Source organism: Kordiimonas gwangyangensis DSM 19435 = JCM 12864 (assembly GCF_000375545.1).
In the GTDB taxonomy this organism is placed as follows: Bacteria; Pseudomonadota; Alphaproteobacteria; order Sphingomonadales; family Kordiimonadaceae; genus Kordiimonas; species Kordiimonas gwangyangensis.
Genome location: NZ_AQXF01000001.1, coordinates 661,891 through 686,733 on the forward strand (window position 1 = coordinate 661,891; position 24,843 = coordinate 686,733).

Genomic DNA, 24,843 nt, shown 5'->3' on the forward strand with positions numbered 1-24,843 from the left:
GCCAAACAAAAAGCCCCTCAGCATCAGCGGAGGGGCTTTTCAATTTTATATCTGACGCGGGCCTAACCGGTCACCCAACCGAGGGCGCTGTCGCTTGCTTCCATGTGCGGGGCATCGTTTGCGGCTGCCTCACGCGCGAGCTGCGCCTTGGATTTTTTCTCGGACGCGGATTTGAGCTGGCCGCACGCCGCCATGATGTCACGGCCGCGTGGTGTGCGGATGGGGGCAGAAATGCCGCCCTCGTACACAATATCGGAGAAACGCTGGATCTGGTCCCAGTCCGAACACTGATATTCCGTACCCGGCCACGGGTTGAACGGAATGAGGTTCACTTTGGCCGGCAGCTTGTATTTGCGGATGAGGCGCACAAGCTCACGCGCGTCAGCGTCACTGTCGTTCACGCCCTTCAGCATGGCGTATTCAAACGTGATGCGGCGGGCATTGTGGGCGCCGGGGTAGTTGGCGCAGGCCGTCAGCACCTGTTCGAGCGAATATTTCTTGTTGATCGGCATGATGTCCGACCGCACGTCATCGCGCACAGCGTGGAGGCTGACCGCGAGGTTCACGCCGATTTCCTTGCCGCAGCGTTCCATGTGCGGCACCACGCCGGATGTGGAAAGCGTGATACGGCGGCGGGAAAGCTGGATGCCTTCCTCGTCCATGATGATCTCAAGCGCCTTTTTGACGTTGTCGAAGTTATAAAGCGGCTCACCCATGCCCATCATCACGATGTTGGTAACGCGGCGCCCTTCTGTCGGGTTTTTCCACTCATCAAGATCATCCCGCGCGATCATCATCTGCGCCACGATTTCGCCCGCCGTCAGGTTGCGCACGAGGCGCATGGTGCCGGTGTGGCAGAATTTGCAGTTGAGCGTGCAACCCACTTGTGACGACACACAAAGCGTACCGCGGTCTTCTTCGGGGATATAAACCGTCTCGGCCTCGTTACCGTCCGCGAAGCGGATGAGGTATTTGCGTGTACCGTCGTTCGAATATTGTGCTTCCACAATCTGCGGGCGCTCGATGACAAAATGCTCAGCCAGTTTGGCGCGCACGTCCTTGGATACATTGCTCATGTCATCAAACGATGTCACACCACGGTGATAGACCCAGTGCCAGACCTGACCAGCGCGCATCTTGACCTGCTTTTCGGGCACACCGATGCCCGCAATCGCGGCCTTGAGGTCCTCGCGGTCGAGTCCAAGCAGGTTAAGTTTGCCTTCAGCGGCCAGATTTACGCGCGGGGAGATGATCGGCTCATGGCCGTTCGGGGTGATCTGCATCTTTTAACTCCTGCCTTTTGTGAGCGCACTCACGCCAGGGCGTTTCAGGCACGGGGCGTTCCACCACCGCGCGGGTTCAATGTTGGCGCGCGTTATACGCCTCATGGGCTATAAAGTAAAGCGCACCGATTGACGGCGCGAGGGCCGCACCATAAGCTCCGGCAAACAATCAAGGATGCGAGGAACACCCCATGCCCGTGCCCACCGGTTACACCATCGCAAGCGCGCAATATTCCGCACGGCGCGGCGATATTCACGCGAATCTGGACAGCCATTTGCGTATGACCGAAGCGGCCGCAGCAGCCGGTGTGGATTTCCTCGTTTTCCCCGAACTGTCCCTCACCGGGTATGAGATGGACTTGGCCGACGCGCTGCAGACCACCGCGCATGACGCCGCCTTCGCGCCCTTGCAGGCGCTTGCTGCCCAACACGACATGCGGGTGATGGTGGGCATGCCGCTCAAGGCTGTAAGTGGCAAACCCTATATCGGCTCCATCATCTTCGGCGGCGCTTCCCCGGTCACCTACAATAAGGTGCATGTGCACGAGAGCGAGGCACCCTATTTCCAAGGCGATGACAAGGTGGGGCTGATTGAACATAAAGGCGCACGCATCGGCCTTGCCATTTGCGCCGACCTCAACCATGCAAGCCACGCCGCCAAAGCCGCCGACTGCGGCGCGGAGATTTATGCCGCCAGCGCGCTCATTTCAACGAACGGCTACGCCCGCGAAGCCAAAATGCTGGAAGGGTATGCGCGAGAGCACGGCATGGCGGTGATGCTGGCAAATTACGCGACCCAGAGCGGCGATTATATCCCACCCGGCGGCAGCGCCATCTGGGATGAGAGCGGCCACCAGGTCGCCATCATGGACGACACTGAAGTGGCGCTCGTTATGGCAACAAAGACGGCTGAGAACGGTTGGGTAGGGAAAGTTCAGGCCTTCAGTAGCTAAAGCGCTCGCACTTCATCTCGCCCAGAACCTTCCGGCTTTTTGGCCACTGGTCGTGCACATGTTTCACCAGCATGTCGAAGCCGCCATATTCCTTCATCCACTTTTCTTCCTTAGGGGCAAAGTGCATGGGAACAACGGTGTCGATTTGCCATGCGAAGGCGGCGGCTTCGCTTTGCTCCGCATTATTCAGGCCGTACCAGAAGGGCATCAGCATGATGTCCACCTCCGTGTGGCGAAGGCCGGCGCGGCGCAGGCTTTTCTTGTCCGCCGCGATATCGCCGGTGTGGAAAATGCGCACACCGTCAAGCGAGACCCGGTAACCGATATTCTGCGGCCCGCCCTCACCGTGGCTTACCCGGTAAGCCTCAATGGTCACATCGCCGATCTGCTGCGTGATGGGGCCTGCGTCTTCGCTTGGCAGCACCACATTCACCCGCGCGAGGTCCTCGGGCCGCGCTTTCCCGGCCTTCAGCATTTCAAACGCCTCAGGCGGCATGACATAGCGCACGGACTTATTCTTGCGCAGGTGGCGGAGCGTGCCAACGGGGTCAAAATGGTCATTGTGGTTGTGGCTCACGAGCGCGACCGTGACCTTATCAAACGGCGCTTCGCCGCTGATCATCTTGCCCGTCAGCTTCTTGCGCGGCATGGCATAGTCACCGTCGAAGGTGTCCTTCAACCGCACGGCATCAAAAAGCACCGCACTGTTGCGCCCCTCGGCCATGAAGCCCGAATTCGCGATATGGCAGAGCTTGATATCCTGCGCATTTGCCGCACCGCCGATGAGCGAGAGCGCGAGGGTGGCAATAAGGCTTTTCATACGCGCGCTCCTGTCGCTCGGGCCTAGTAGCAGGCTTTGCTGATGGCGTTATAGGCGGCGGTGAAGCCGGAAAGGGAATAGGTGTCCGTCGTGTCGGTACCGCGTGACGATGAGGCTTTCACCACAAGGTTCGAGCCTGCCTTCATTGCGCTCACCGCAGCGGCGTCGTCTTTCGGATCATAAGCCCATGCGCCGGAGCCTTCGGTGAAGAAGCTGAAATTGTGCCGGCCATCGACCGAGATTTTGGCTTCGCTGCCGCTGCGGATGGGATAACCCACAACAGCGTTCACTTCACCCTTCACACCAAATTTGGGCCGGTGCGTAACGGTCATGTAAATCTGGCCGCGGTTCACGTTCTTCTTGTTCGCGGTGCTGCGCTTGGGGGTTGAGATCATATAGCAGGTTTTGCTGCCGTCCGGCATGGTCCCTACCATGGCGTCCCAATCGCGGTAACTGCCCAGAAGCTTGGGTTTACCCTGTGCTTCAGCGCCCGCGCTCAGCACTGCCGAGCCAACCATCAATCCTGCAAGGAGAAGTGAAAATCGCATACGTCCCTCTTCTACTGTCGTCCCATCGACCCGAGCGGTGTGAGCCATGCCCGCACCTTAACTTTCATCCGCTTCACGCTTGGCGCGGCGCGCCAGCCTGCTGAACATACCGCCATGCACATGGGCGGGCCGCTCAATCGGCTCCTGCCCTGCCATGACGGGCCGTTCGGCATAACGCCCCAACACCCGCAAACGGTCATACATCACTATAGCACCGGCTGTCGCCACGTTAAGGCTGAACTTTGTCGGGATTTTGATGATGTGGTCACAGCGTGCCACCATCTCGTCCGACAGGCTTTTACGTTCAGAGCCAAGAACATAGATCGCCTGCGTCGGATGGCGAAAGCTTGGCAGGTCTATCGCGTCATCGGTGATCTCGATCCCCACTAGCTTGCAGCCGTGCGGCACCTCAACAGCCTCGGGGCTATCATAGGTATAAAAGGGGATCTGCGTGTGGGTTTTGCTCGTGTCGGCGAAGTCTGCCGTTACCTGTGCGCCGGTGTGCGCCACCACCTTGGGGTTCACGGCAAACGCAAAACTCGCACCGAAGGCATGGGCCGTCCTGATCAGGTTGCCCATGTTGCCTTCTTTTGAGACCCCGTCGATCCCGATACCAAAATAGCCTCGCATTGGCTGCCTAATCTCCCGCGTTTTGTGCTGGCGTGCTCACGTCCTGATCACCCGCACGGATTTCTTCGGGCTTTGCTTTAGCATAAGGATGCGCCGCTGCCAAAAGGCAGGAGGTGACAAGGATGGCTGACGCGATGAGGAGCGACAGTTCAAGGTTCCACTGGAAGGCAAAACCCGCCGCGATACTGGCGATCGGCAACAGCCCCACGGCCATGAACATCAGGATGCTCATCACCCGGCCGAGCAGTTTTTCCGGCGTGGCGCGCTGCAGGTAGGTGGTGAAATGCACCCAGATGTAACTGTCGCCGCAGCCCGCGATGAAAAACACCAGCATCGCCCACCAGTAAGGCGGGTAAAGCACGATAAGCCCGATGGTCGCGCCCGAGAAGGAGAAGATGAGGAACATTACCCGCACCACGCTCTCCGGCTTCGGCCATTTGAAGAAGCCGCCTGCGGTCGCACCCAATAGCGCACCGGTGCCGTAGGCTGCGATCTCAAGGCCGTAAACATAAGCGCCTTCCTCGAACCGCATGTCAGCGAGCACCGGCAGGCCAATGAAAATCGGCGCCTGAAAGAAGGTCTCAAGGATGGCGATACCAATGAAACCGAGCCGCACAGTGGGGTTCGACCACGCCCAGTGGATACCCTGCCAGATGGCAGACGCCATGGACTGGCCGCTATCCTCTTCGTCTTTCTCATAAGCGCGGATGCGCACAAACAGAAGCGTGAGGAAGGAGAAAGCGAACGTGAGGCCATCAAGGAAAAACGCACGCGCGAGGCCCATGCGGTCTTCCTGATAGTTGCCGCCCGCGTCTGCAGGAGCATGGCTCATGGTTGACGCCTCCCCCGCGATCACGATGCCCGCGATCACGGGACCAATAATCACACCAAGCCACATAGTGGTCTGTACCAGCGAGTTGCCCGCCTGCAGGTCGTCTTTTTTCACGAGGCTCGGCACAATCGAGGTGGTGGCCGGATAAAAGAAGGCATCGGCCAGGCCAAAGGCGATGGCGACGATGAACACCAGCTCAATGGTCACATGGTCGATATAGAGGAGATATGAGAGCACCATCACAAAGGCGAGGCGGAGGATATTGGTCCAGAGCATGACCCGGCGCGGGTCCGTACGGTCCACCAGCGCACCGCCCCACAGCATAAGCACCGCACGCGGCAAGCCTTGCGCCGCGAACACAAGGCCCATCAAAAGCTCGCTGCCCGTAAGCTGTAGAACAAGCCAAGGGAAAGCAAGCACGGTAACATGGTCGCCGATAACGGAAATAAACTGGCCAAGCCAGTACAGGAGAAAGTTGCGATCTTTCAGAAGCTGCAGCATAACAGGGGTCCGTTGAATAAAGTCCGGCGAGGGCAGCCATCTAGCCACGGCAGGTGCCGTGCGGCAAGTGTCGATAGGCGCAGAGCCCCGCCAGTAAAGGTTTTGTGATCACAATGGCTGATAAAAAAGCAACATCGCCCTGGGTAAAGCTCGCCATCGACTTTGGTCCGCTCCTTGTCTTTTTCCTGAGCTTCAAGCTGGGTGACATGTTTGTCGCGACCGGTGCCTTCATGGTGGCCAGCGTGGTGGCGATGATCGCCTCCCGCGTGCTGACGGGCCAGATTGCGCCAATGCTGAAGGTGACCTTTGTCATCGTCATGGTGATGGGCGGCTTGACGCTTTACCTGCAGGACGAAACCTTCGTGAAAATGAAGCTGACGGTGATCAACACGCTTTTTGCTGTTGTGCTTCTGGGCGGGCTTCTGACCGGGCGGCTTTATATCAAGATGGTGATGGAACTGGCGTTCGAGATGGACGACGACGGCTGGCGCAAGCTCACGCGCAACTATGTGATTTTCCTCACTGTCATGGCCGTGCTCAACGAGCTGATCTGGCGCACGCAGTCGGACGACTTCTGGGTCAACTTCAAGACCTTCGGCTATATGGGCGCGACCTTTGTTTTCATCCTCGCGCAGATGCCGATGCTGATGAAATATATGCCCGACGAAGACGAGGACGGCGGGAAAGCCTAGTAGCGCTCATCCGGGTTGGTGAAGGGGGCAAAGCCTGTTTTGCCCTGCACTTCACGGTAGTGCCCCAGCACCCAGTGCACACTGGGGAAGGCGAGCTCATCCCACGGGATGTCATCCCAGGCGAACAACCCCACCTCCAAGCTCTCAATGCCCGGCGCGATGTCGGGCGACCTGAGGCGCGCGCGGTACATCATATGCACCTGTGAAATATGCCGGACAGAGTAGACCGCGAGCAGATCGATAATCTCGATATTCGCCGTCGCCTCCTCATAGGCTTCACGCGCCGCGCCTTCATGCGGGGCCTCGCCCAGTTCGAGGAAACCAGCAGGGATGGTCCAGCGGCCTTTTTGCGGGAAAATGGCGCGGCGACACAGGAGGATCTTGCCTTCGTGTTCGACGACAGAGCCCGCAATCACCCGCGGGTTTTCATAATTGATGAAACCGCAGTCGCTGCACACCAGCCGTTCGCGGTCGTCGCCCTCGGGGACTTGCCGTTTGAATGTGTCTGGGATGCCGGGACCGTTTACCATAGGGAGTAAGATAAGCCATGGCCGCGTGTGGTCCAGCGCTAAAATGCGGGGCTAGACGCGGATGTCGACAATCTGGCCGAGGGGGATGTCACGCTGCACACCCGCTTGCGTGGACAAGCGGCCCACTGGCGCTTCCCGGTTGTTGGCATTCAGCGATGCCACTTTCTCAGATGCCACCTGCAGTTCGCGGGAGGACGAAAGCTCGTCCGAGCGGCTGGAGCGCTGGGCTGGTGCCTGCCGGTCCGCTTCTGAGCGGATGCCCTGCCGTCCCTTGAGCTGATCGCGGATAACATCTGTTGCGCGCGGCGTCAGGTCCACGCCCGAACGCGCGGCGCGTTTGCTGTTGCCTGCCTGAAGCTGAGCCTGCAACTGGGCCCCAAGGCCAGAATTACCTGAATTGATTTCAACCATGGTTTTCGATCACTACACAAAAATACTGACAACAGATTGGGGCAATTTTTTGCGCTTGAAGGCCGCAGAGTTCTTCGCTGGCCACGATCAGAATCGTGGTGACATGCTAAACGCAAATCGTCACCAGAGTGTTAAAGATTGGGTCTTGCCCGCAGATTGTCAAGCATGGCCTGCAGCGGCGCAGCCTTGCTGGGATCCATCAGACTGATCCCACGCTCAAGTGCCGCAATCGCCGCCTCCCGATTCCCGAGCGACGCTTGTGAACGCGCCAGCATCATCCAGCCCTCCGCATCATCCGGGTTTTCTTCAAGCCGGGTGGCAAGCCGCTCGATCATGCTGGCGATGAAGGCTTCGCGGTCTTCCACGCTCATGGAATTGACCGCAGCCATCTCATCCGCGCTCAATTTGGGCGGGTTCACGCCAAGCCCCGCCAGTTTTTCGCGGAGCGGGCCCATCCACGGCGCATCGGGCGCCGAGCGATCGGCAAGTGCTGTCCATGTGGCGCGGGCCTTGTCTGGCTGGCCCATCTGCTCATACGCGAGGCCAAGATAATATTGCGCCGCCGGGTGGCCCGGTTCCTCGTTCAGCACACGTGCGAGCACAAGACGCGAGGCCGGGGTCACCTGCCCGCCCGCCATGGCCAGCATGGCCTCAAACTGCTGCACGCGCCACTTTACATCCTCAGGCTCCAGTTCCGCGAGCCGGTCAAACGCGTTGGCGGCAACCGAATAGTCGCGCACTGCGCGCGCCGTTTTCGCCAGCACTTCCCAACCCTTCTTGTCGTCCGGGCTGTCTTTCAGGTGCGCGCGAATGGCCTCCATCGCCTCATCGAACGTCGGACCACCTTCTTCCACCTGCATATGCCGCCCCTCGGCAATAAAACCGGGCTTGGCGGGCAGGTCTGGGCTGCCGGCAAGCGCATAAAAGGTGGCTGGCAGTCCGATAAGCACGGCAAGAAGCGGTATCACCGTGCTGCGCGCACCAGCCTTCAGCGTGCTGTCACTATCCGCGCGGGCGGCCTTGAGGATGCGGCGTTCGATCTCCACCTTGGCGGCAGCGGCGGATGTGTCGTCAATCGCCCCGCGGGCGCGGTCGGCCTCAAGCTCCTGAAGCTGCGCTTTATAGTGTGCGACCGGGTCAAGTCCTGCCGCTGTTCTGCGTTCCCCGCGCAGCAGGATCAGCGCAGCACTTACGAGCATGAGGATAAGGAAAAGCCAGATCATTTGTCCTCGCCTTTCTCTTTCATGATGCGCGCGAGCTCTGCTTCCTCGTCAGCGCTCAGGGGCGCGGGCGGCGCGGCTTTGCGGCGGCGCGCGACTGCGACCGCCACGAGTGCCAGAAACAGGAAGGGCGAGGCCCACAGGAAATAGGTTTGCGGCTTTACCGGCGGCTCCAGAAGCACCCAGTCACCATAGCGGTCGACAAGGTAGGCGCGCACATTCTCCGGGCTGTCGCCCATGGCGATACGCTCCCGCACAATCTGCCGGAGGTCACGCGCGAGATCGGCATTCGAATCCTCGATCGATTGGTTCTGGCACACAAGGCAGCGGATATCTTTCATCAGCTCCCGCGCCATGGCTTCCTTCACCGGATCCTCAAGCGGTTTTTCATCAACCGCGACGGCAAAGGCCACGCCGGTGAGCAAGAGGCAGGCGATCAGCGCTGTGAAAAGGCGGCTCATTGCGCGGCCTCATAAGCTGGCAAAAGCTTGGCCTCAAGCCCGTCGCCTACAATGGGGCCCCAGTGGCGGTAGGTGATCATGCCATTGCCATCAATCACGAAGGTTTCGGGCACACCGGTCACACCAAAGTCGATGGCAAGGCGGCCATCCCGGTCAAGCGCCGTGCGGCGGAAGGGGTTGCCAAGCTCATCAAGGAAAGCAAGCGCATCAGCATGGCGGTCTTTGTAGGCAATGCCCACAATGGTGATGCCGTGCTCGTTCGCGAGCTTCATCAGATTCTCATGTTCGGCGCGGCAAGGCACACACCAGCTGGCGAAGAAGTTCACCAGCATCGGCCGGCCGGACTTCAGGAAATCATCGCTAAGTTCACCCTCACCGTCCACGACAGCTGGCAAGGTGAAAGTGGGCACAGGCTTGCCGACCATCACGCTTTTGATCTCATTCGGGTTGCGGTCACCGTCCGTCATCATCTGGAGGAAGATGGCAAAAAGCGCGACGACAATAATCAGCGGCAGGAAACGTTGCATGGCTTAGCCCTCCGCCCGTTTGGCTTTGGGGGCGCCGATTCGCAGCCGCCGGTCACTGAGCGACAGAAGGCCGCCTACCATCATCATCAGGGAGCCGATCCAAAGGCCGGATATAAACGGCTTGAAATAGAGCCGGACAGACCAGCGCCCCGCGCCCGCGGCCTCACCGATCACGGCATAAAGGTCGCCGCGCACCAGCGGGTAAATGGACGCCTCGGTCGTATTCATCACCGGGTCGGTATAAAGCCGGTCTTCCGGCATCAGGGTCGTGAGGGTCTTACCGCCACGCGCCACGTCAAAAAAGCCGCGCACTGCGGTGAAGTTCGGCCCGGCCACAGGCGCCACGCCCCGGAAAGTGAAGCTGTAACCGCCCACTTCCTCCGTGTCGCCTGCGGCCATGACCACAAGATCTTCCTCGGTCCAGGCTTCAGAAATGGTGATCCCGAACAGGATGACGGCAAGGCCCAAATGCGCGAAGCTCATGCCCCAACTCGCGCGCGGCAGGCCGCGCAGGCGGGAAAGCGCGCCTTCAGGCTTTTTGAAAAGCTGGATGCGTTCGGCAATTTCAAGAAACACGCTGACCGTCAGCCATGTGGCGAGGCCAAGGCCGAATGCGGTCATCACCGCACCGCCGATGGACTGCCAATAGATGGTGATCGCAGCCACAAGCGCCACACCAAGCGCGGGCAGCAGGATTTGCGCCGCCCGGCCAATTCGCCCCCGCTTCCATGCGAGTAATGGGCCAAAGCCGAGGGCGACGATAAGCGGGCTCATCAGCACAGCAGCGGCATATTCAAAAAACGGCGGGCCGACACTCAGTTGCCCCGCGTTGAACGCTTCCACAAAGAGCGGATAGAGCGTGCCCACAAGCACCACCGCCGCGAAGGTGGAGAGAAGAATATTATTAAGCACCAGCGCGCTTTCACGGCTGACGAGCCCGAACACGCCGCCTGGTGTCAGCTTCGGTGCGCGCCAGGCATACAGCGTGAGCGACCCGCCGACCACGACAGCGAGGAAGCCGAGGATGAAAATACCGCGTGCGGGGTCAACCGCGAAGGCATGCACGCTTGTAAGCACGCCAGAGCGCACAAGGAAGGTGCCGAGCAGCGAGAAGGAGAAAGCAACGATGGCCAGAAGGATGGTCCAGCTTTTGAGCGCGTCGCGTTTCTCGACCACAATCGCGCTATGGAGCAGCGCCGTTGCCGCGAGCCACGGCATGAAGGCCGCGTTCTCCACAGGGTCCCAGAACCACCAGCCACCCCAGCCGAGCTCATAATAAGCCCACCAGGAGCCAAGCGCGAGGCCACCGGTGAGGAAAACCCACGCCGCCAAGGTCCACGGCCGCACCCAGCGTGCCCAGAGCGGCGTCACCTGCCCTTCAAGAAGCGCAGCTACTGCGAAGGAAAACGCCACCGATAGTCCCACATAACCGAGGTACAGCATCGGCGGATGGAAGGCGAGGCCGGGGTCCTGCAGCAGCGGGTTAAGCCCGTTGCCTTCAACCGGTGACGGATCAAGCCTGAGGTATGGGTTCGAGGTCAGCAGGATGAACAGCAGGAAACCAAGCGCAAGCGCGCTCTGGACCGCGAGAACGCGGGCACGGAACCGCGCGGGCAGGTATTTGCCGCGCAAGGAAACCGCGCAGGCAAAAAGTGTGAGCATCATCACCCAGAGCATGAGGCTGCCCTCATGGTTGCCCCACACACCCGAAATTTTATAGAGGAGCGGCTTGGCCGTATGTGAGTTGGACGCAACCGCCATCACCGAGAAATCGGAAATGATGAAAGAATAGGTCAGCGCCGCATAGGAGATGAACACCATAACGAACTGGCCGATGGCCGCATTGTCCGCCACCGCTACCAGCCGGGCATTGCCGCGTGCGATGCCAATATGCGGCACCACAGCACCCAATAGCGCAAAGGCAAGCGCGATCATCAGCGCAAAATGGCCAAGCTCGGCAATCATCAGCGCGAACCCGAGCTATTGCCGTAGCCGCTATCAAGCCCTTCCGGGTGCGTGCAGGCTTCAGCATTTTTCGGCATCGTGCCGGGCGGTGCGTAATTTTCGTCATGTTTGGCGAGCACGGTATCAGCCACAAAGGTACCGTCAGCGTTCAGGCGCCCTTCGGTCACCACGCCTTGGCCTTCCCGGAACAGGTCCGGCAGGATACCCTTGAAGCTTACGGGGACATCAGCCGCACAGTCAGTGATGGTGAAATTGTAGGTCAGCCCGTCTTCTGCCTTCACAAATGAGCCGGGCGCCACAAGGCCGCCAAGGCGGAAGCGTTTGCCCACTTCGATTTCCTTGGCGTGCACGGCGCTCGGCTGCAGGAAAAGGCTGAGGCTATCGCCGCCCAGCGCAAACAGCACAAGGAGAATGGCGCCCGCTACCGCGGCCACGGCCACGGACGCAACCACGAGGCGCTGTTTTTTGCGTGTCTTGAGGCCAGCCATCTATTCGCCTTTCCGCCTGCGCGGACGCAGGGCTTCAACGCGCTCGCGTGTCTTTTGCGCGCCGCGGATACTGCTGAGCGCGAGCACAATGAGCGCCGCCGCCGTCAGACCATATGCGGTCCAGACAAAGGTGGCGTAGCCGCCCATATGAAGGAATTCGGTCATCTATCCACGGGCCTCAATGCTGCTCAGTACGGTCAGTTTACGCAAGTTGATCTCAAGTTTCATGCGGTAAAGGAACACCACAATGAAATAGGCCTTGAACGCGAGCGCCACGGTCAGGAGCGGCCATAGCATTTCAGCGGGCATGGTTGGCCCGTCCATGCGCATGACGCTGGATGGTTGATGGAGCGTGTTCCACCAGTCGACCGAGAATTTTATGATCGGGATATTCACCACACCCACAAGCGCGAGGATAGAAGCTGCACGGCCCGCCTTGTCCTCTTCATCCAGCCCGCGCCACAGCGCCATATAGCCGAGGTAGAGGAAAAACAGCACCAGAACGGAGGTCAGCCGACCGTCCCACACCCAGTATGTGCCCCACATCGGCTTGCCCCACAGCATGCCGGTGATAAGCGCAAGCGCAGTGAAGGTCGCGCCAATCGGCGCCGCTGCCTTGCCCGCAAGCAGCGCAACCGGATGCCGCCATACAAGCGCGGTGAAGGAGGCGGCTGCCACCACCATATAGGTGAACATGGACATCCAGGCCGCCGGTACATGCACATACATGATGCGTACACTTTCGCCCTGCTGATAGTCAGGCGGGCTGGTGAAAAGCGCCAGATAGAGGCCATAGGCAAACGCCGCCGCCATGATAATTTTCGCCCACGGCAGAATGGCGTCTGCCAGGCGGTTGAATTCAGCGGGATTGGCGAATCTGTGCATGGGCATTTCCTATCCCGAAGCGCGCAGGCGGGCAAGTGCGACGTGATGCCTCACGCGCGCCCATGTGCGCAAGAGCTGTGCGAAATATGTGCGGGAAATGCGCATGCCATTACTCCAGCGACAGCTTGAGCGCGGCAGCACTCGCTATGGGGCCGATCACAAGCGCCACAAGGGTGACAGCGCCGAGGAAGGCGAGGTGCGGCAGCGGGTCTGTCATGCCAGCGGCGGCATCAATCGCCCCCACACCAAAAATGAGGGTCGGCACATAAAGTGGCAGCACCAGCAGCGACATCAGCACACCGCCCCGCCGGACAGAGACCGTGAGCGCCGCACCGACGCTGCCAATAAGGCTGAGCGCTGGTGTGCCAACAAGAAGCGAGAGCACAAGCATGCCGTATGCGCCCGCGTCCAGGTTCATCAGCATGCCGAGGATGGGCGACAGCGCCACAAGCGGCAGGATGGTCGCGACCCAGTGCGCGAGGATTTTGGCCGCGGCCACACCGGTCAAGCCCAGCGGCGACAGCGCGAGGTCATCAAGGCTGCCGTCCTCATAGTCGGCCTGATAAAGCCGGTCGAGCGAGAGGAGACACGCAAGCAGCGCCACCACCCAGATGACACCCGCCGCGATACGCGCCAGCGTTTGCGGCTCCGGCCCGACGCCGAAGGGAAAAAGCGTGACGGCAATGAGAAAGAAACTGAGCGCCATGGTGCCTGTGCCACCCTGCGACCATGCAAGGCGAACATCGCGCATGAAAATAGCGCGGAAGATGGCTGAGGTATTGACGCCGCCGCTCATAGCCAGTCCTCGTCAATCACCACTTTTGGTGAAAAGTCGTCCAGCGCAAGTTCTCGCCCTTCCACCCCGATGGGGTCATGGGTCGCGGCGATGATCATGCCGCCTGCCTTCAGGTGGCGCTTCATCAGGTCCGCAAGCACATCCCGGTTGGCGGCATCAAGCCCCACGGTGGGTTCGTCCATGAGCCAGAGCGGGCGGTCAAGAAGCGTGAAGCGCAACAGGTTGGCGCGGTGTTTTTGCCCGCTGGAGAAGAAACGCGCCGGGCGGTCCAGAAGCGTGGTGAGGCCAAAAAGCGCCGCGCCCGCCATAAGCCGCGCATCATCTGGCGCTTGGCCGGTCATCACACCCGTGTAGGCCGCTGCATTCTCCCGCAGGGTCAACACCGGTTTGAGCGCGTTTTCATGCCCCGCATAGATCATCGCACCATCAAAGGCGGGGCTCGCTTCCGTCCAGTCGCTGTCGCCAAACATCAGGCTGCCCGCATGGGCCTTGCCGTAACCCGCAATCAGCCGCAAGAGCGTGGACTTGCCGCTGCCGTTCGGCCCGCGCAGGTAAAGAAGCTCACCGCTCGATACGGTAAACGACAGCCCCTCAAATACCCGCCTGCCGCCCCGCGTGGTGGCGAGGCCATCGGCCACAAGGGCCGGTGCATTATAGCGCGGTATATGGTCGGCCGTCATAAGCGGGCGGATTTCCGGATAAAGGGTTGCAAAACTTGGGCTTAAGCTAGCGGCTCGCATCGCCGCGCTCAAGCAAAACCGGCGGAGCGCAGGGCGGCACGGCGTCGCACGCCAGCGCGCCGCCATAATGTGCCCACAAGCGCATGGCAGCTTCACTTGCGGGCAAACATGCCTATATGATCATTAAGGGACAACGCGCATCCCGGCTGCGCAGGCTGATGGGGGCTTATGGATCAATATGCGAATATATGGCAGGGCGGCCTTCTGGTCGCCGGTGCGATCCTCGTGCTCCAGATGCTCGCCAGCGCGCACATCCTCCGGCACAAGGACGATGTACGCGCCGCCGTGGGCTGGATCGGCCTTGTGTGGCTTGCGCCCGTATTTGGCCTGATCTTCTATCTGCTCTTTGGCATCAACCGCATCGAGCGGCAGGCGAAACGCGCGCGTATGCGCCGCGGCCGCCCCGCGCGCCGCGACCTCGCCACCGACCCTGATGGCCCCACGCTCTATGACGCCATGCCCGACGCCGCCAACCGCTGGCATGCGCACAGCCGCCTCGCGGGCCGCGTGACCGGGCTGCCGCTCACGCTTGGCAACAAGATCACCCCGCTTGGGGGGGGCCGCGCAGCCTATGACGCCATGCTCGACGCCATCGAGAAGGCCGAACATACCATCGCGCTCACCACCTATATTTTTCAGGCCGACCAGGCGGGCCGCAAGTTCGTCAGCGCCCTTGCCCGTGCCCATGAGCGCGGTGTCGAGGTACGTGTGCTCGTCGACGCTGTGGGCAACCTTTATGGCCTCAAACCCGTGTCGAACCTCTTGCGCCGCCGCAACATCCCGGTCGCCACCTTCAACCCGGCGCGGCTGTCGTGGCGTCTTGCGTTTTTTAACCTGCGCACCCACCGCAAACTGCTGATTGTCGATGGCCTCAAGGGCTTCGCGGGCGGCATGAACATCCGCAAACATCATCTTGAGAATGAGGACGGCACCCAGCGCGTGCGTGACACCCATTTCAGCCTTGAAGGCCCAATCGTCAGCCAGATGATGGAAGCCTTTGCGGACGACTGGGCTTTCTCGACACGCGAAGAACTGCCGGAAGAAAAATGGCTGCCGCGCGTCTCGCCCACTGGCGCCGGCATTCCCGCCCGCGCGGTACCCGACGGGCCGGACGAGCCGCGCCAACGCTCGGCCATGATCATGGAAAGTGCGCTTGCGAGTGCACGCAAAAGGGTGCAGGTGATCACCCCCTATTTCCTGCCCGAACAGGCGCTGGTGACCGCGCTCAAACAGGCGGCGCTGAGGGGTGTGGAGGTGGATATCCTGGTGCCGGCCAAAAACAACCTGCCGCTATTCATGCTGACCGCACTTTCCGGCGCGCGGCAACTGGTGGATGCGGGCTGTCGGCTGTTTCTCTCAGCCCCACCCTTTGACCATACCAAGCTGATGATTGTCGATGATGACTGGGTGTTCTTCGGCTCCTCGAACTGGGACGCACGTTCACTGAAGCTCAATTTCGAATTCAACGTGGAATCCTATGATCGCGGCTTTGCGACTGCGATGTCAGACTGGGTACACCCCCGCTTCGAGGCCGCAACCGAGATGACCCGCGAAGATTTCCGCACCCGCCCGCGCCTGCAACGTGCCTTCGGCCGCGTGCTCTGGCTGGCGAGCCCTTACCTCTAGCCCTCTTTCGGCAGGTATTTGCCCATACGGGATTTAATCTCGGCCTGCAGGCCTTCTTCTAACCCGAGCGAGAAGAGGATTTCGGCAATCAGGAACGAAGGCGCCATGAAAATCTGCAGCAGATTGTCAAAAAGCGCGGGTTTGCGGCCTTCATATTTGTGGCCCCAGAACTGGATGGCCCAACCGACGATGAAAAGCGTGAGGAACACCTTCATCGGGATACCCTCTCCCATCGCGGCAATTTGTGCGGCGCCAAAGCTGAGCGCACCATAAAGAAGTGCTGCGATGGTGCCGACAAGCGGCGCGGCGATGATGTAAAATAGCACAAGAAGTGCCATCAGCGCCGCACCCACGGTGATGGGGCCCTCTACTGTCGTTACAAGCGGGATGGTTGAGGTGATCACCAGCACGGAGAAGACAATCATCGGCACGCCCACATGGTGCGTGGCCTGGTTGCGACCGTCGCGGTGATAGGCCGAATACATGGCCATCTGCTCATAAAACCAGTTTTTCATCCCGTGTCTCCCCAATGGTGTTATTCCCCTGCCGCATAAAATGGACTGATGGGTCCAGCTGGTCAAGCGAATGCAGGCCTTCCCTCTGCGCAATCATGCGCTAGTTCATAAGCCAAGACGATTTTGCGGAGACCAGCATGACCTATGAAACCCTGCTTCTGGACCGGGACGGCAGCACTGCTATCCTGACCCTCAACCGGCCCGAGCGCATGAACGCCTTCACGCCCACCATGGCGGAGGAGATGATCGCCGCCTTTGACGAGGTTGATGCGGACGATAGCATCCGCGCGCTTGTTGTCACCGGCGCCGGGCGGGCGTTTTGCGCGGGCATGGACTTGTCTGCCGAGGGCAATGTGTTTGGCCTTGATGAAAGCATCGACCCGGCCTCACCCGAGATGGAACACAACCGCGACACCGGTGGGCGTGTGGTGCTGAGGCTTTTCCGTATGAAAAAACCGGTGATTGGCGCGATCAACGGCGCGAGCGTTGGCGTGGGCACCACCATGCAGTTGCCCATGGATGCGCGCATTGCGTCGCCCTTCGCCAAGTTCGGCTTTGTGTTTGCCGAGCGCGGCATCACGCTGGAGAGCTGTGCAAGCTGGTTCCTGCCGCGGCTTGTGGGTGTGGCACAAGCGCTCGACTGGTCTTTGAGCGGGCGGGTGTTCAAGGCAGAGGAAGCATTGGCTGGTGGCCTCATCAGTGAGATAGTTGAGCCAGACAACTTGATCGCGCGAGCGCTTGAGCTTGCGCACAGCTATTCAGCGCGCACCAGTGCCATGTCTGTCGCGATCAACAGACAGCTGATCTGGCGCATGATGGGCGCCGCGCACCCGATGGAAGCCCACAAGGCCGAAAGCCGCACCATGCTGCACACCAGCATGCACGACGGGCGCGAGGGTGTGCTCTCCTTCCTTGAAAAGCGCGAACCAGAGTTCAAGGACAAAGTATCAAACGGCCCCGTGCCGGGCCTCGATTGGGACGCTGAACCACCATTCGAATAGGTAGCCTCTTTTCTTTTGGCTTGGCGCGGGCGCGGGCTGGCGGTAGATAGAAGTCATGAAAACTCTGAAATCCCAAGCCTGACCATGACGTTATTGCCGCTCAAACCCGACCTATGCCACACACCGCAGGAATTCGACTCCGCCCGCGCGGCCCATGGGTTGAGCTTCAAGCCCTATGGCCCCGCCTATCAGGCACCTGCACTCACGACGGCGGAAAGGCAAGAGGCGCTCACGCTGCTGCACTCACCGTTTACCAACAGCTGGCTGGCAGACTATTATCGCCGGCAGAACACCAGCGACATCCGCATTGGTATCCTCGAAGCACGCGACGTGCGCGTGACCGACGACTGGGGCCTCGTGCTGCCTAACGATGGGTCTTTCCTCATAAACAGCATCAGCGGCTTTGGCTGGACCCACGATCAGTTCGAGTATCTCGCTGAGATGGGACATATCAGCCGGACCGCAGACACCAACTATGCGCTAGATATACATGCGCATGACTCGGTGACGCTTCAAGGTACAGCTGCGCTCCTCAGCTTTCCCGGCGCCTATACCTATGGCCACTGGATTACCGACATGTGCGCAAGGCTCGAACTCCTGGCCGCCAACCACGATGTTGCCGCCATCGATCATTTCCTATTGCCCAAACACGCAAAATGGATGGACCCTTTCCTTGCCGCTTACGGCGTGCCGCGGGACAGGATTGTCGAGCTGGACAAGTCGCACATATTCGAGGTCTGCCACCTTCTGATGCCCACAACGTTAAGCCAGCACCACAAAGGCACCTTACCGGTCACTTTTGCACGGCAGATGTTCCGTAGACTTTCGGCCATTAGCTACGGCTGGGGCCATCTGCGGCGCTGGCAAAAAACGCCGCCCGCGGCGGAGCTTGTTTATCTCAAACACACAGCGCTGACCTCCGCGCCCGGGCGAGAGATAGCGAATGAGGAGGCGCTGATTGCGGCGGTGGAAGATATGGGTGGCAAGGTGCTTGACCCCCTCAAGCTCGCGCTTCCCGCTCTCCTCAACCGCCTGCGAGAGGCAAAACTTGTTGTCGGGCTCGATAGCTCAGCACTCCATAATCTCGCCATGGCGCCCACCAACCTCATGGTCATGCAGACAGAACCCCGCTTCAACATGCTGCACCCCTCGATTCAGGAAACAATTGGCAAGCAGGTTGCATTCATAAAGTCTGACGAAGATACGCGCGGTCGTTGGATCGTGCACCCCAGGCGCTTGCAATCCCATATCGAAGAAGCACTAGACAACGCTTAATCGAGTGCGCGCACTTCAGCGCGCTTAAGGAGGTATCCGAAAAGCCCGGCTGCAAGAATGACGATGTTACCGCCAAAATCCAGCAACATCCATGGCGTGAACATTGGGGGGCAAGATAGAAATAGACGTTGAAGGCAAAAAACGGCAGTCAACCGACGAGGCCAAAGACAAGAAATGTACGTGCCCGGAATTCGCGTGTAGCAATCACAAGACCGCACAACACTGCCCGCACGCCAAAACATCCCATCATCAGGGCAGTTATCGCGTTCAGCATGCGGTATTCAGGCAAGAGCGACAGAGACGTCCGCGATGAAATATTGCCTGTGTTTTGATGTCACTCTGATCCCTTTCCAGAACAGATTTCAATGGCGGGACGCAAAGCTCTTTACGAACATCAGCGAGAAAACATCATACCGAAGAGGTGTGCCGACACCGCTATGTACGGTGGCGCGGCGGGGAATCGTATCTCGAAAAACCTAAGAACTGGCATGTTGGTGACCCCGACTGGATTCGAACCAGTGGCCTACAGATTAGGAATCTGTCGCTCTATCCTGCTGAGCTACGGGGCCGATTTAGCCTTTATTGTCAATATTTTATATGAAAATGGCCTTCGTGGCACCGCCCGAGCTAGCCCCCATTGCCTGAGCAATGCCTCGTCGCTTTTAGCACAAAAATCTTTTTTCGCAATATTGACTCATTGGAACCAACGGGACAAACAACCCTGATCCTACGGTAGACTCTGAAGAATAGTGCATTATTGAATTTTAGTTGCTGCCGTAAGGTATGTCATTTCCCTCACGCAAATAACGACTGAATCACCAAAATCCTTTTGTATTTGGCAGGATCATTTTATCCTTAATTAACCTTTCGGGCGTCTTATGGGCGCGATGCTGACTTGGGGGTCGCATAGGGAATAGCTGTGAGTTTTCGCAGACTTGTTGCGCCGGTGTTCTTGGCGGTCGCGGTCAGTATCGCGGCCTTTATGGCGCTTGTCGTCTTTGCTGCATCACGGCAGGACGCTGCTTCGCTTGATGCTGAAAACCAGGTTGTAGCGCAGGAAATGCGCGCCATCCATGAGGCGCTTGCTGTTCTTGTTGAGGACAACGCCTGGTGGGATGCGTCTGTCGAAAATATCCATATCACCGAGAATATTGCCTGGATCGACAGCACACTCGGTGAATCCGTCATGGGCATCAGTCAAGTCGATGGTGTGTTCGTCATTCGCACCGACGGCACAATGGCCTATGCCAATTTTGCGACCGACCTGCCAGCGCCGCACGCCATACTGGATGAAGGCCTCATCGAAGTGGTACGGGCAATGGGCCCGAGGGAAAACCTCGTGCCGCTGACGCGGTCAGGATACCTGCAAGTTGAAGGGCGCCTGATCGCTTTTGGTGCCAGCATGGTACAGGCTACAGGCGCAAACAAGCTGCCGGACATCGACCTTGAACGCCTACCCGCGATTGTCTTCATCTCGGACGTTGGTGCGGATGACATTGAGGCCGTTGGTAAAAACAATGCGCTCCGGGCATTGACCTACCAAACCGAAGCACCCGCCGGCGGCACCTTCCAGCTCATCCCCGGCGCCAACGACCGCGCAGCGGGCTATCTGGCCTGGACAGCGGCAGCACCCGGCTCCGAGATGATCCGCTACCTCATTGTGCCAGCGCTTATCCTTCTCATGATTGTCGCAGCTGCCATGACCCGTTTTGTGCGCCGCGCGAGCCGCCTCGTGGAAGAGCTGGCGCGGGCCAACAAGGCAAAATCGGCGTTTCTGGCGTCAACAAGCCATGAGATCCGCACGCCACTCAATTCGATCATCGGCTTCACTGAACTGATCTCGCTTGAGCTATACGGCAAGGTCGAAGGTCAGAAAAACAAGGAATATCTGCAGCTCATTCGTGAAAGCGGCGAGCACCTGCTGTCGATCATCAACGACATTCTGGATATCTCCAAATTGGAGGCTGAGCGCTTCGAAATTTATGCCGAACGGGTCGACCCGCGGGAAGTGGCGCGTGCGGCTGGCAAAATGGTCGCAACTGCCGCCAAGGAAAAAGACCTGAACCTTGAGATCGACTGCCTGCCCGGTGATGTGCTGTCAGACGAACGTATCATGCGGCAAGTGCTGATCAACTTGCTGTCAAACGCCGTTAAATTCACCCCACCCCATGGCAAGGTAACGGTTACCGGCAAGATCAAGGGCCGCTTTTATACCATAGCTGTGGAGGATAGTGGCATCGGCATGAGCAAAAGCGAGATCGAGGTTGCGCTCTCGCTCTTTGGACAAGTGCACGACAATATGACCCGCAGCCACAAGGGTACTGGCCTTGGCCTGCCGCTTGTCACCCGCTTTGTCGACTTACTTGACGGCACCTTCGACATTCAGTCCACGCCCGGCGTGGGCACCAAGGTCACCGTCGGTTTCCCGCTCTATGACCATGACCCCCATGTGTGAAGCCGCCACTGGCCGCTAAAGCTTGAATTCCTGCAGCATCTCATAGATTGGCATCGCTTCATCTGCGATCGCCTGCAGGCGCGGCTCCAGGCTGGGCGCGGCTTTGTCGTCCGGCTTGTTGAAGCCTGTTGAGGCTTCTACATTCTTGTACCAGTAAGGTGCCCAGACGCCGTCACTTTCGCGCGGGCCCGCGGGCCATTTGAGCATGCCGTCATCGAACGGGATGCCGAGTGCCTCACAAAGCGCCGTGAGCTTCGCCTTCGGGTTCTTGAGCACGTCTGCGCTCTCAACCACCGGCGGGGCGGTGCCAAGGCGGTCTGCCTCGCGCTCAAAAATCTCAAGCTGGGCTTCAAGCCCGAGGTCCGCCAGGGTGACCTCCTCACGCGTTTTCACATAGCTCACCAGCATGAGCCGGGGGTCGCGAATGAGGAAGGCATGCGTGAGCTTCTCCGTCCAGTCGCGGCCCATGTGCGGCAGCAGGTGGTGCGCCATATGTTTCTGGTAATAGACCTTGGCGCCATCCGGCACCTTGCCGACCAGATTCTTTGTCACCGTCTCCCAGTCGGTGGGTTGCGAGGCCAATACCTCTTCCCGCCCCGGGTGGTGCATGCCGGTGTCGGCGAGGTAACAAGCGTATAGCGGTTCATCGACCACTACGGTGTCGGGCCGGTTTTCAAACGAGCGCATCATCGCGGTCGAGATGTTACGCGGGCCGGACCACATGGCGATGCGGATGCACTCTGTCATAGCCCGCGCCCTTTCTCAGCCTCCGCCTGCGTGCGCGCGAGGTACAGCTCGCGCAGCCGCTTGACCATGGGCCCGGGCATAGCGGCACCAACTTCGCCGATGGTGCGGCCGTCCACCTCACCCACAGGCACAAGACCGGCGAAGGTGCCGGTCACAAATGCCTCGTCAGCGCCGTAGACATCCGTCAGGCTGAAATCTTTCTCATAGACCGGAATGCCGGCTTCGCGTGCGAGGCTGATGACCATGCCGCGTGTGATGCCGCCAAGACAGTAACGACCTGTCGATGTCCAGACCTCGCCGTCGCGCACAATGAAGAAATGCGTGCTGTTGCAGGTGGCAACAAAACCGTGCGGGTCGAGCATCAGGGCTTCATCCGCGCCCGCCTTGGCGGCCTGAATGCACGCGGTAATGCAGTTGAGCTTGGAGTGGCTGTTGAGCTTGGGGTCCTGTACATCCGGGTAACCGCGCCGCACATGGGCGGTGAAAAGGCGAATACCGCGATCAAGCGTCTGTTTCATCGCTTCCTTGAATTCAGGGATGATGACAATGGTGGCCGGGCTGATGGTCACCCTTGGGTCCTGATACGGCGTTGCCTTGATACCGCGTGTCACCATGAGGCGGATATGCACGCCGTCCACCATCTTGTTGGCATCAAGCGTGTCATAAAGCCGCTTCTTGAGCGCGTCTTTGCTGATGCCAATATCCATATCGATGGCCTTCGCGCCTTCATAGAGCCGCTTCATGTGTGCATCGAGGAACATGATCACCCCGCCCTTGACTCGAAGGCCCTCCCACACGCCGTCGCCAAGAATATAGCCGCTATCAAAGACAGAGACCTTTGCTTCCTCGCGCGGGAACAACTCGCCGCCGATATTGATGAGGATATCGCGGTTGCGAGGATCGTCGACATAGTCATGGGTACCGTGGGCCAAGATATTTTCTCTTTCTTGTCAAATCCGTGCGTTGGTGAGACTCTGAACCATACGGATGGGAGGATGAAACATGCGACTGGGTGTTGCAATCCTGTTTTTGGGAGTGTTAGCCACGCCTGCCTTTGGGCAAGCGCTCGATACCACTACCCTCAAACCTTGCGGCGAAACGGTTGCAGGTGACGCTATCGGCGGTGCGCGCTTCATGTCAGCCGAAGGGCAGGTTATCAAAAGCGCGCTCGTGAAAGCACCTGAACTTTGGGAACCGGGCGCGCAATATTCCAGCTGGCCGCACGCGGTTGACGCCAAAAAGGCGCTGCAGGAAAAAGTCGCCGGCAAGACTGTTACGCTTTATTGCGAAGGTCAAAAAACCAACCGGCTTGGTGAACTGGTGGCCCATGTGATCATGCCTGATGGCGGCTGGCTCGCGCTTGAGCTCGTGCGTGAAGGCCATGTGTTTGTCTTCCCCGGCGCTACCCGCAAGCAGGGCCTCTCGACGCTTTATGAGGCTGAGGAAGAAGCCAAGGCGGCAGGCAAAGGCCTGTGGAAATACAAGAACCTCAATACCGTTATGGCGGATAGTGGGCAGGTAAAACCCGGCTGGTTCCAGATCGTGCGCGGCACTGTGCAGGATGTGGGCATTGTGCGCGGCACCTATTATCTCAATTTCGGGGCAGACTGGCGCACGGATTTCACCATCGAGATCCCACCGCTTGTGGTGCGCCAATTCAGCCAACTGAGCATCGACCCCGAGAGCTTCAAGGGTAAAACCCTCGAGGGACGCGGCTGGATTGACAATAAGTCGGGCCCGCGCCTTCTGCTGCAAGGGCCGGGACAGGTGCGTGTGATCGCTGACGCCGAGCCACAAAAAGAAAGCCAGCCCGAATAGGCTGGCTCCATACTTTATGAATAATCCGCTCGCGATTAGCTGCCGGCGAGCCCTGCCATTACCGGGTCACCCACATCGGCCATCAGCGCCTGACGCAGCTTGAGGAGCGCTTGTGCTTCAAGCTGGCGAACCCGCTCTTTCGAGATACCGAGCTGGGTGCCGAGAACCGCGAGGGTTACACCGTCTTCCTTGAGCTGACGCTCACGGATGATATAGCTCTCGCGCTCTGTGAGCTGGCCCATGGCTTTCTCGATGAGGGCGGCTTTTTTATTGCCGTCATGCTGCTCCATGAAGATTTCATCAGGCTGGGGCACATCGCTCACCAGAAGATCCTGCCATTCCTGTGCGCTTTCGTCAGCGACGGGCGCATTGAGCGAACGGTCAACCCCGGAAAGACGGCCTTCCATGGCCTCGACATCCCGAAGGCGTACACCCATCTCATCAGCGATCTGGTTGCGCGCACCCATCGAAAGTGGCCGGTCGGGGTCTACCCCCATACGGGCCTTCAGGCGCTTCAGGTTGAAAAACAGTGCCTTGTGGGCACTTGTGGTGCCGGTGCGAACGATGGACCAGTTCCTTAGAACATAGTCCTGCACGGCGGCGCGTACCCACCAGCTGGCGTAGGTTGAGAAGCGCACATCGCGCTCCGGTTCAAAACGGTACGCGGCCTCCATCAGGCCGACGGTACCTTCCTGGATAAGATCTGCTACGGGCAGCCCATAGTGCCGATACCGGCTGGCTGCAGCGATTGCCAGACGCAAGTGCGCCTCTGTCAGGCGGTTGAGCGCCCTTTCGTCCCGTTCCATTTGCCATGCCAGTGCCAGCTCGCCCTCTTCCTCCCGGTCGAGCATCGGCGCACGCATTGCGAAACGAATCAAGCGGCGATCTTCCCCAGTGGCCCAGTTTCCTCGGCTCACTCTCACCTCCCAATTTTTAATGACCTTGATTAATGTTGTGCATTATGACGAGTTTTAATGTCATTTGCAGCAACTTTTTTGACGCACCCGATAAAATCGGTGTGAGGCCCAAAAATCCGCAGGATCAGGCAAGCTATTCTCCCTGCTTGCCTGGATTCCCAGCTGTAACCACTAACGTTTACATATGTAAACATAATGCTTGCCTTT

27 protein-coding genes and 1 tRNA gene are annotated in these 24,843 nt (G+C 59.3%); 7 read left to right on the plus strand and 21 right to left on the minus strand.

The features are described from left to right. Positions 1 to 62 precede the first annotated feature (62 nt). The gene (rlmN, locus tag B150_RS0103125) at positions 63 to 1,283 is read right to left on the minus strand and encodes a dual-specificity RNA methyltransferase RlmN (RefSeq protein WP_020398426.1); all 1,221 of its coding nucleotides are present in this window, start codon (positions 1,281 to 1,283) and stop codon (positions 63 to 65) included. Between the two features lie 191 nt (positions 1,284 to 1,474). Between rlmN and B150_RS0103130 the strand changes: the two genes are divergently transcribed. Beyond that, complete coding sequence (locus B150_RS0103130; RefSeq protein ID WP_020398427.1) at positions 1,475 to 2,236, plus strand: carbon-nitrogen hydrolase family protein; 762 nt, start codon at positions 1,475 to 1,477, stop codon at positions 2,234 to 2,236. On the opposite strand, the gene B150_RS0103135 is transcribed toward B150_RS0103130, so the two are convergent. From B150_RS0103135 to B150_RS0103150, 4 genes are read right to left on the minus strand one after another with little or no spacing between them, the layout of a single operon-like run. Next, positions 2,226 to 3,056 carry an MBL fold metallo-hydrolase gene (locus tag B150_RS0103135; RefSeq protein WP_020398428.1) on the minus strand — a complete coding sequence of 277 codons (831 nt, stop codon included), beginning with the start codon at positions 3,054 to 3,056 and terminating at the stop codon, positions 2,226 to 2,228. The genes B150_RS0103130 and B150_RS0103135 overlap by 11 nt on opposite strands. A gap of 23 nt (positions 3,057 to 3,079) precedes the next feature. Beyond that, on the minus strand, positions 3,080 to 3,604 hold the full coding sequence (locus B150_RS0103140) for an invasion associated locus B family protein (protein WP_026168176.1): 525 nt from the start codon (positions 3,602 to 3,604) through the stop codon (positions 3,080 to 3,082). A gap of 57 nt (positions 3,605 to 3,661) precedes the next feature. Beyond that, positions 3,662 to 4,234 (minus strand): RNA methyltransferase, encoded by a 573-nt coding sequence (locus B150_RS0103145; RefSeq protein ID WP_020398430.1) that lies wholly within the window; start codon positions 4,232 to 4,234, stop codon positions 3,662 to 3,664. 7 nt (positions 4,235 to 4,241) lie between these two features. Then, positions 4,242 to 5,567, minus strand: a complete 1,326-nt coding sequence (locus tag B150_RS0103150) for an MFS transporter (RefSeq protein WP_020398431.1) — start codon at positions 5,565 to 5,567, stop codon at positions 4,242 to 4,244. Positions 5,568 to 5,680: 113 nt separating this feature from the next. Between B150_RS0103150 and B150_RS0103155 the strand changes: the two genes are divergently transcribed. Continuing rightward, the gene (locus tag B150_RS0103155; RefSeq protein ID WP_020398432.1) at positions 5,681 to 6,259 is read left to right on the plus strand and encodes a septation protein A; all 579 of its coding nucleotides are present in this window, start codon (positions 5,681 to 5,683) and stop codon (positions 6,257 to 6,259) included. Here B150_RS0103155 and B150_RS0103160 read toward each other — a convergent pair. The 11 genes from B150_RS0103160 to ccmA all read right to left on the minus strand — a co-directional run bounded on the left by B150_RS0103160 (position 6,256) and on the right by ccmA (position 14,222). Further along, entirely contained in the window at positions 6,256 to 6,789 is a 534-nt protein-coding gene (locus tag B150_RS0103160) for an NUDIX hydrolase (RefSeq protein WP_020398433.1), read from the minus strand. The two genes, B150_RS0103155 and B150_RS0103160, sit on opposite strands and share 4 nt — an antisense overlap. 51 nt (positions 6,790 to 6,840) lie before the next feature. Next, positions 6,841 to 7,200 (minus strand): hypothetical protein, encoded by a 360-nt coding sequence (locus tag B150_RS0103165; protein ID WP_020398434.1) that lies wholly within the window; start codon positions 7,198 to 7,200, stop codon positions 6,841 to 6,843. A 131-nt stretch (positions 7,201 to 7,331) separates the two neighbouring features. After that, positions 7,332 to 8,423 carry a c-type cytochrome biogenesis protein CcmI gene (gene ccmI, locus B150_RS0103170; protein ID WP_020398435.1) on the minus strand — a complete coding sequence of 364 codons (1,092 nt, stop codon included), beginning with the start codon at positions 8,421 to 8,423 and terminating at the stop codon, positions 7,332 to 7,334. After that, on the minus strand, positions 8,420 to 8,881 hold the full coding sequence (locus tag B150_RS0103175) for a cytochrome c-type biogenesis protein (RefSeq protein ID WP_020398436.1): 462 nt from the start codon (positions 8,879 to 8,881) through the stop codon (positions 8,420 to 8,422). Before B150_RS0103175 ends, ccmI begins: the two co-directional genes overlap by 4 nt. Continuing rightward, entirely contained in the window at positions 8,878 to 9,408 is a 531-nt protein-coding gene (locus B150_RS0103180; protein ID WP_020398437.1) for a DsbE family thiol:disulfide interchange protein, read from the minus strand. Before B150_RS0103180 ends, B150_RS0103175 begins: the two co-directional genes overlap by 4 nt. Before the next feature lie 3 nt (positions 9,409 to 9,411). Further along, positions 9,412 to 11,373: a heme lyase CcmF/NrfE family subunit gene (locus tag B150_RS0103185; RefSeq protein WP_020398438.1), complete on the minus strand. Its 1,962-nt coding sequence runs from the start codon at positions 11,371 to 11,373 to the stop codon at positions 9,412 to 9,414. Beyond that, on the minus strand, positions 11,373 to 11,861 hold the full coding sequence (gene ccmE / locus B150_RS0103190) for a cytochrome c maturation protein CcmE (protein ID WP_020398439.1): 489 nt from the start codon (positions 11,859 to 11,861) through the stop codon (positions 11,373 to 11,375). Before ccmE ends, B150_RS0103185 begins: the two co-directional genes overlap by 1 nt. After that, positions 11,862 to 12,026 (minus strand): heme exporter protein CcmD, encoded by a 165-nt coding sequence (gene ccmD / locus B150_RS22815; protein WP_020398440.1) that lies wholly within the window; start codon positions 12,024 to 12,026, stop codon positions 11,862 to 11,864. Next, on the minus strand, positions 12,027 to 12,746 hold the full coding sequence (locus tag B150_RS0103200; RefSeq protein ID WP_020398441.1) for a heme ABC transporter permease: 720 nt from the start codon (positions 12,744 to 12,746) through the stop codon (positions 12,027 to 12,029). 109 nt (positions 12,747 to 12,855) lie between these two features. Beyond that, positions 12,856 to 13,542, minus strand: coding sequence for a heme exporter protein CcmB (gene ccmB, locus B150_RS0103205; protein ID WP_020398442.1), 687 nt, complete (start codon positions 13,540 to 13,542; stop codon positions 12,856 to 12,858). After that, positions 13,539 to 14,222, minus strand: coding sequence for a heme ABC exporter ATP-binding protein CcmA (ccmA, locus tag B150_RS0103210; RefSeq protein ID WP_020398443.1), 684 nt, complete (start codon positions 14,220 to 14,222; stop codon positions 13,539 to 13,541). The genes ccmB and ccmA overlap by 4 nt, the downstream gene beginning before the upstream one ends. Positions 14,223 to 14,450: 228 nt before the next feature. Here ccmA and B150_RS0103215 point away from each other — a divergent pair, with 228 nt between their 5' ends. Then, a complete protein-coding gene (locus B150_RS0103215) occupies positions 14,451 to 15,908 on the plus strand; it encodes a phospholipase D-like domain-containing protein (protein WP_020398444.1) in 1,458 nt (485 codons plus the stop codon). On the opposite strand, the gene B150_RS0103220 is transcribed toward B150_RS0103215, so the two are convergent. Further along, complete coding sequence (locus B150_RS0103220; RefSeq protein ID WP_020398445.1) at positions 15,905 to 16,423, minus strand: Mpo1 family 2-hydroxy fatty acid dioxygenase; 519 nt, start codon at positions 16,421 to 16,423, stop codon at positions 15,905 to 15,907. The two genes, B150_RS0103215 and B150_RS0103220, sit on opposite strands and share 4 nt — an antisense overlap. 137 nt (positions 16,424 to 16,560) lie before the next feature. On the opposite strand from B150_RS0103220, the gene B150_RS0103225 reads away from it, so the two are divergent. Next, positions 16,561 to 17,424, plus strand: a complete 864-nt coding sequence (locus B150_RS0103225; protein ID WP_020398446.1) for a crotonase/enoyl-CoA hydratase family protein — start codon at positions 16,561 to 16,563, stop codon at positions 17,422 to 17,424. Positions 17,425 to 17,508: 84 nt separating this feature from the next. Further along, the gene (locus tag B150_RS0103230) at positions 17,509 to 18,699 is read left to right on the plus strand and encodes a glycosyltransferase family 61 protein (protein WP_081611286.1); all 1,191 of its coding nucleotides are present in this window, start codon (positions 17,509 to 17,511) and stop codon (positions 18,697 to 18,699) included. 492 nt (positions 18,700 to 19,191) lie between these two features. Here B150_RS0103230 and B150_RS0103240 read toward each other — a convergent pair. After that, positions 19,192 to 19,268, minus strand: a tRNA-Arg gene (locus tag B150_RS0103240). Between the two features lie 350 nt (positions 19,269 to 19,618). Between B150_RS0103240 and B150_RS22100 the strand changes: the two genes are divergently transcribed. After that, positions 19,619 to 21,154 carry a sensor histidine kinase gene (locus B150_RS22100; protein WP_020398449.1) on the plus strand — a complete coding sequence of 512 codons (1,536 nt, stop codon included), beginning with the start codon at positions 19,619 to 19,621 and terminating at the stop codon, positions 21,152 to 21,154. Positions 21,155 to 21,169: 15 nt separating this feature from the next. Here the strand turns inward: B150_RS22100 and B150_RS0103250 are convergent, their stop codons facing one another. After that, positions 21,170 to 21,901: a sulfotransferase-like domain-containing protein gene (locus tag B150_RS0103250; protein WP_020398450.1), complete on the minus strand. Its 732-nt coding sequence runs from the start codon at positions 21,899 to 21,901 to the stop codon at positions 21,170 to 21,172. Then, positions 21,898 to 22,833, minus strand: coding sequence for an aminotransferase class IV (locus tag B150_RS0103255; RefSeq protein WP_020398451.1), 936 nt, complete (start codon positions 22,831 to 22,833; stop codon positions 21,898 to 21,900). The genes B150_RS0103250 and B150_RS0103255 overlap by 4 nt, the downstream gene beginning before the upstream one ends. Before the next feature lie 70 nt (positions 22,834 to 22,903). On the opposite strand from B150_RS0103255, the gene B150_RS22105 reads away from it, so the two are divergent. Next, positions 22,904 to 23,719 carry a thermonuclease family protein gene (locus B150_RS22105; RefSeq protein ID WP_020398452.1) on the plus strand — a complete coding sequence of 272 codons (816 nt, stop codon included), beginning with the start codon at positions 22,904 to 22,906 and terminating at the stop codon, positions 23,717 to 23,719. 35 nt (positions 23,720 to 23,754) lie between these two features. Here B150_RS22105 and B150_RS0103265 read toward each other — a convergent pair whose 3' ends face one another. Further along, complete coding sequence (locus B150_RS0103265) at positions 23,755 to 24,636, minus strand: RNA polymerase factor sigma-32 (protein ID WP_035922547.1); 882 nt, start codon at positions 24,634 to 24,636, stop codon at positions 23,755 to 23,757. Positions 24,637 to 24,843 lie beyond the last annotated feature (207 nt).

Bases quoted from the DNA above. Each gene is read 5' to 3' on its own strand.
- B150_RS0103130 (WP_020398427.1), top strand. From the start codon at position 1,475: ATGCCCGTGCCCACCGGTTACACCATCGCAAGCGCGCAATATTCCGCA.
- ccmI (WP_020398435.1), bottom strand. From the start codon at position 8,423: ATGATCTGGCTTTTCCTTATCCTCATGCTCGTAAGTGCTGCGCTGATC.
- ccmD (WP_020398440.1), bottom strand. From the start codon at position 12,026: ATGACCGAATTCCTTCATATGGGCGGCTACGCCACCTTTGTCTGGACC.
- rlmN (WP_020398426.1), bottom strand. From the start codon at position 1,283: ATGCAGATCACCCCGAACGGCCATGAGCCGATCATCTCCCCGCGCGTA.
- B150_RS22105 (WP_020398452.1), top strand. From the start codon at position 22,904: ATGCGACTGGGTGTTGCAATCCTGTTTTTGGGAGTGTTAGCCACGCCT.
- B150_RS0103185 (WP_020398438.1), bottom strand. From the start codon at position 11,373: ATGATTGCCGAGCTTGGCCATTTTGCGCTGATGATCGCGCTTGCCTTT.
- B150_RS0103215 (WP_020398444.1), top strand. From the start codon at position 14,451: ATGGATCAATATGCGAATATATGGCAGGGCGGCCTTCTGGTCGCCGGT.
- B150_RS0103140 (WP_026168176.1), bottom strand. From the start codon at position 3,604: ATGCGATTTTCACTTCTCCTTGCAGGATTGATGGTTGGCTCGGCAGTG.
- B150_RS0103160 (WP_020398433.1), bottom strand. From the start codon at position 6,789: ATGGTAAACGGTCCCGGCATCCCAGACACATTCAAACGGCAAGTCCCC.
- B150_RS0103200 (WP_020398441.1), bottom strand. From the start codon at position 12,746: ATGCACAGATTCGCCAATCCCGCTGAATTCAACCGCCTGGCAGACGCC.
- ccmB (WP_020398442.1), bottom strand. From the start codon at position 13,542: ATGAGCGGCGGCGTCAATACCTCAGCCATCTTCCGCGCTATTTTCATG.
- B150_RS0103150 (WP_020398431.1), bottom strand. From the start codon at position 5,567: ATGCTGCAGCTTCTGAAAGATCGCAACTTTCTCCTGTACTGGCTTGGC.
- ccmA (WP_020398443.1), bottom strand. From the start codon at position 14,222: ATGACGGCCGACCATATACCGCGCTATAATGCACCGGCCCTTGTGGCC.
- ccmE (WP_020398439.1), bottom strand. From the start codon at position 11,861: ATGGCTGGCCTCAAGACACGCAAAAAACAGCGCCTCGTGGTTGCGTCC.
- B150_RS0103175 (WP_020398436.1), bottom strand. From the start codon at position 8,881: ATGAGCCGCCTTTTCACAGCGCTGATCGCCTGCCTCTTGCTCACCGGC.
- B150_RS0103180 (WP_020398437.1), bottom strand. From the start codon at position 9,408: ATGCAACGTTTCCTGCCGCTGATTATTGTCGTCGCGCTTTTTGCCATC.
- B150_RS0103230 (WP_081611286.1), top strand. From the start codon at position 17,509: ATGACGTTATTGCCGCTCAAACCCGACCTATGCCACACACCGCAGGAA.
- B150_RS0103135 (WP_020398428.1), bottom strand. From the start codon at position 3,056: ATGAAAAGCCTTATTGCCACCCTCGCGCTCTCGCTCATCGGCGGTGCG.
- B150_RS0103220 (WP_020398445.1), bottom strand. From the start codon at position 16,423: ATGAAAAACTGGTTTTATGAGCAGATGGCCATGTATTCGGCCTATCAC.
- B150_RS0103250 (WP_020398450.1), bottom strand. From the start codon at position 21,901: ATGACAGAGTGCATCCGCATCGCCATGTGGTCCGGCCCGCGTAACATC.
- B150_RS0103145 (WP_020398430.1), bottom strand. From the start codon at position 4,234: ATGCGAGGCTATTTTGGTATCGGGATCGACGGGGTCTCAAAAGAAGGC.
- B150_RS0103165 (WP_020398434.1), bottom strand. From the start codon at position 7,200: ATGGTTGAAATCAATTCAGGTAATTCTGGCCTTGGGGCCCAGTTGCAG.
- B150_RS0103225 (WP_020398446.1), top strand. From the start codon at position 16,561: ATGACCTATGAAACCCTGCTTCTGGACCGGGACGGCAGCACTGCTATC.
- B150_RS0103155 (WP_020398432.1), top strand. From the start codon at position 5,681: ATGGCTGATAAAAAAGCAACATCGCCCTGGGTAAAGCTCGCCATCGAC.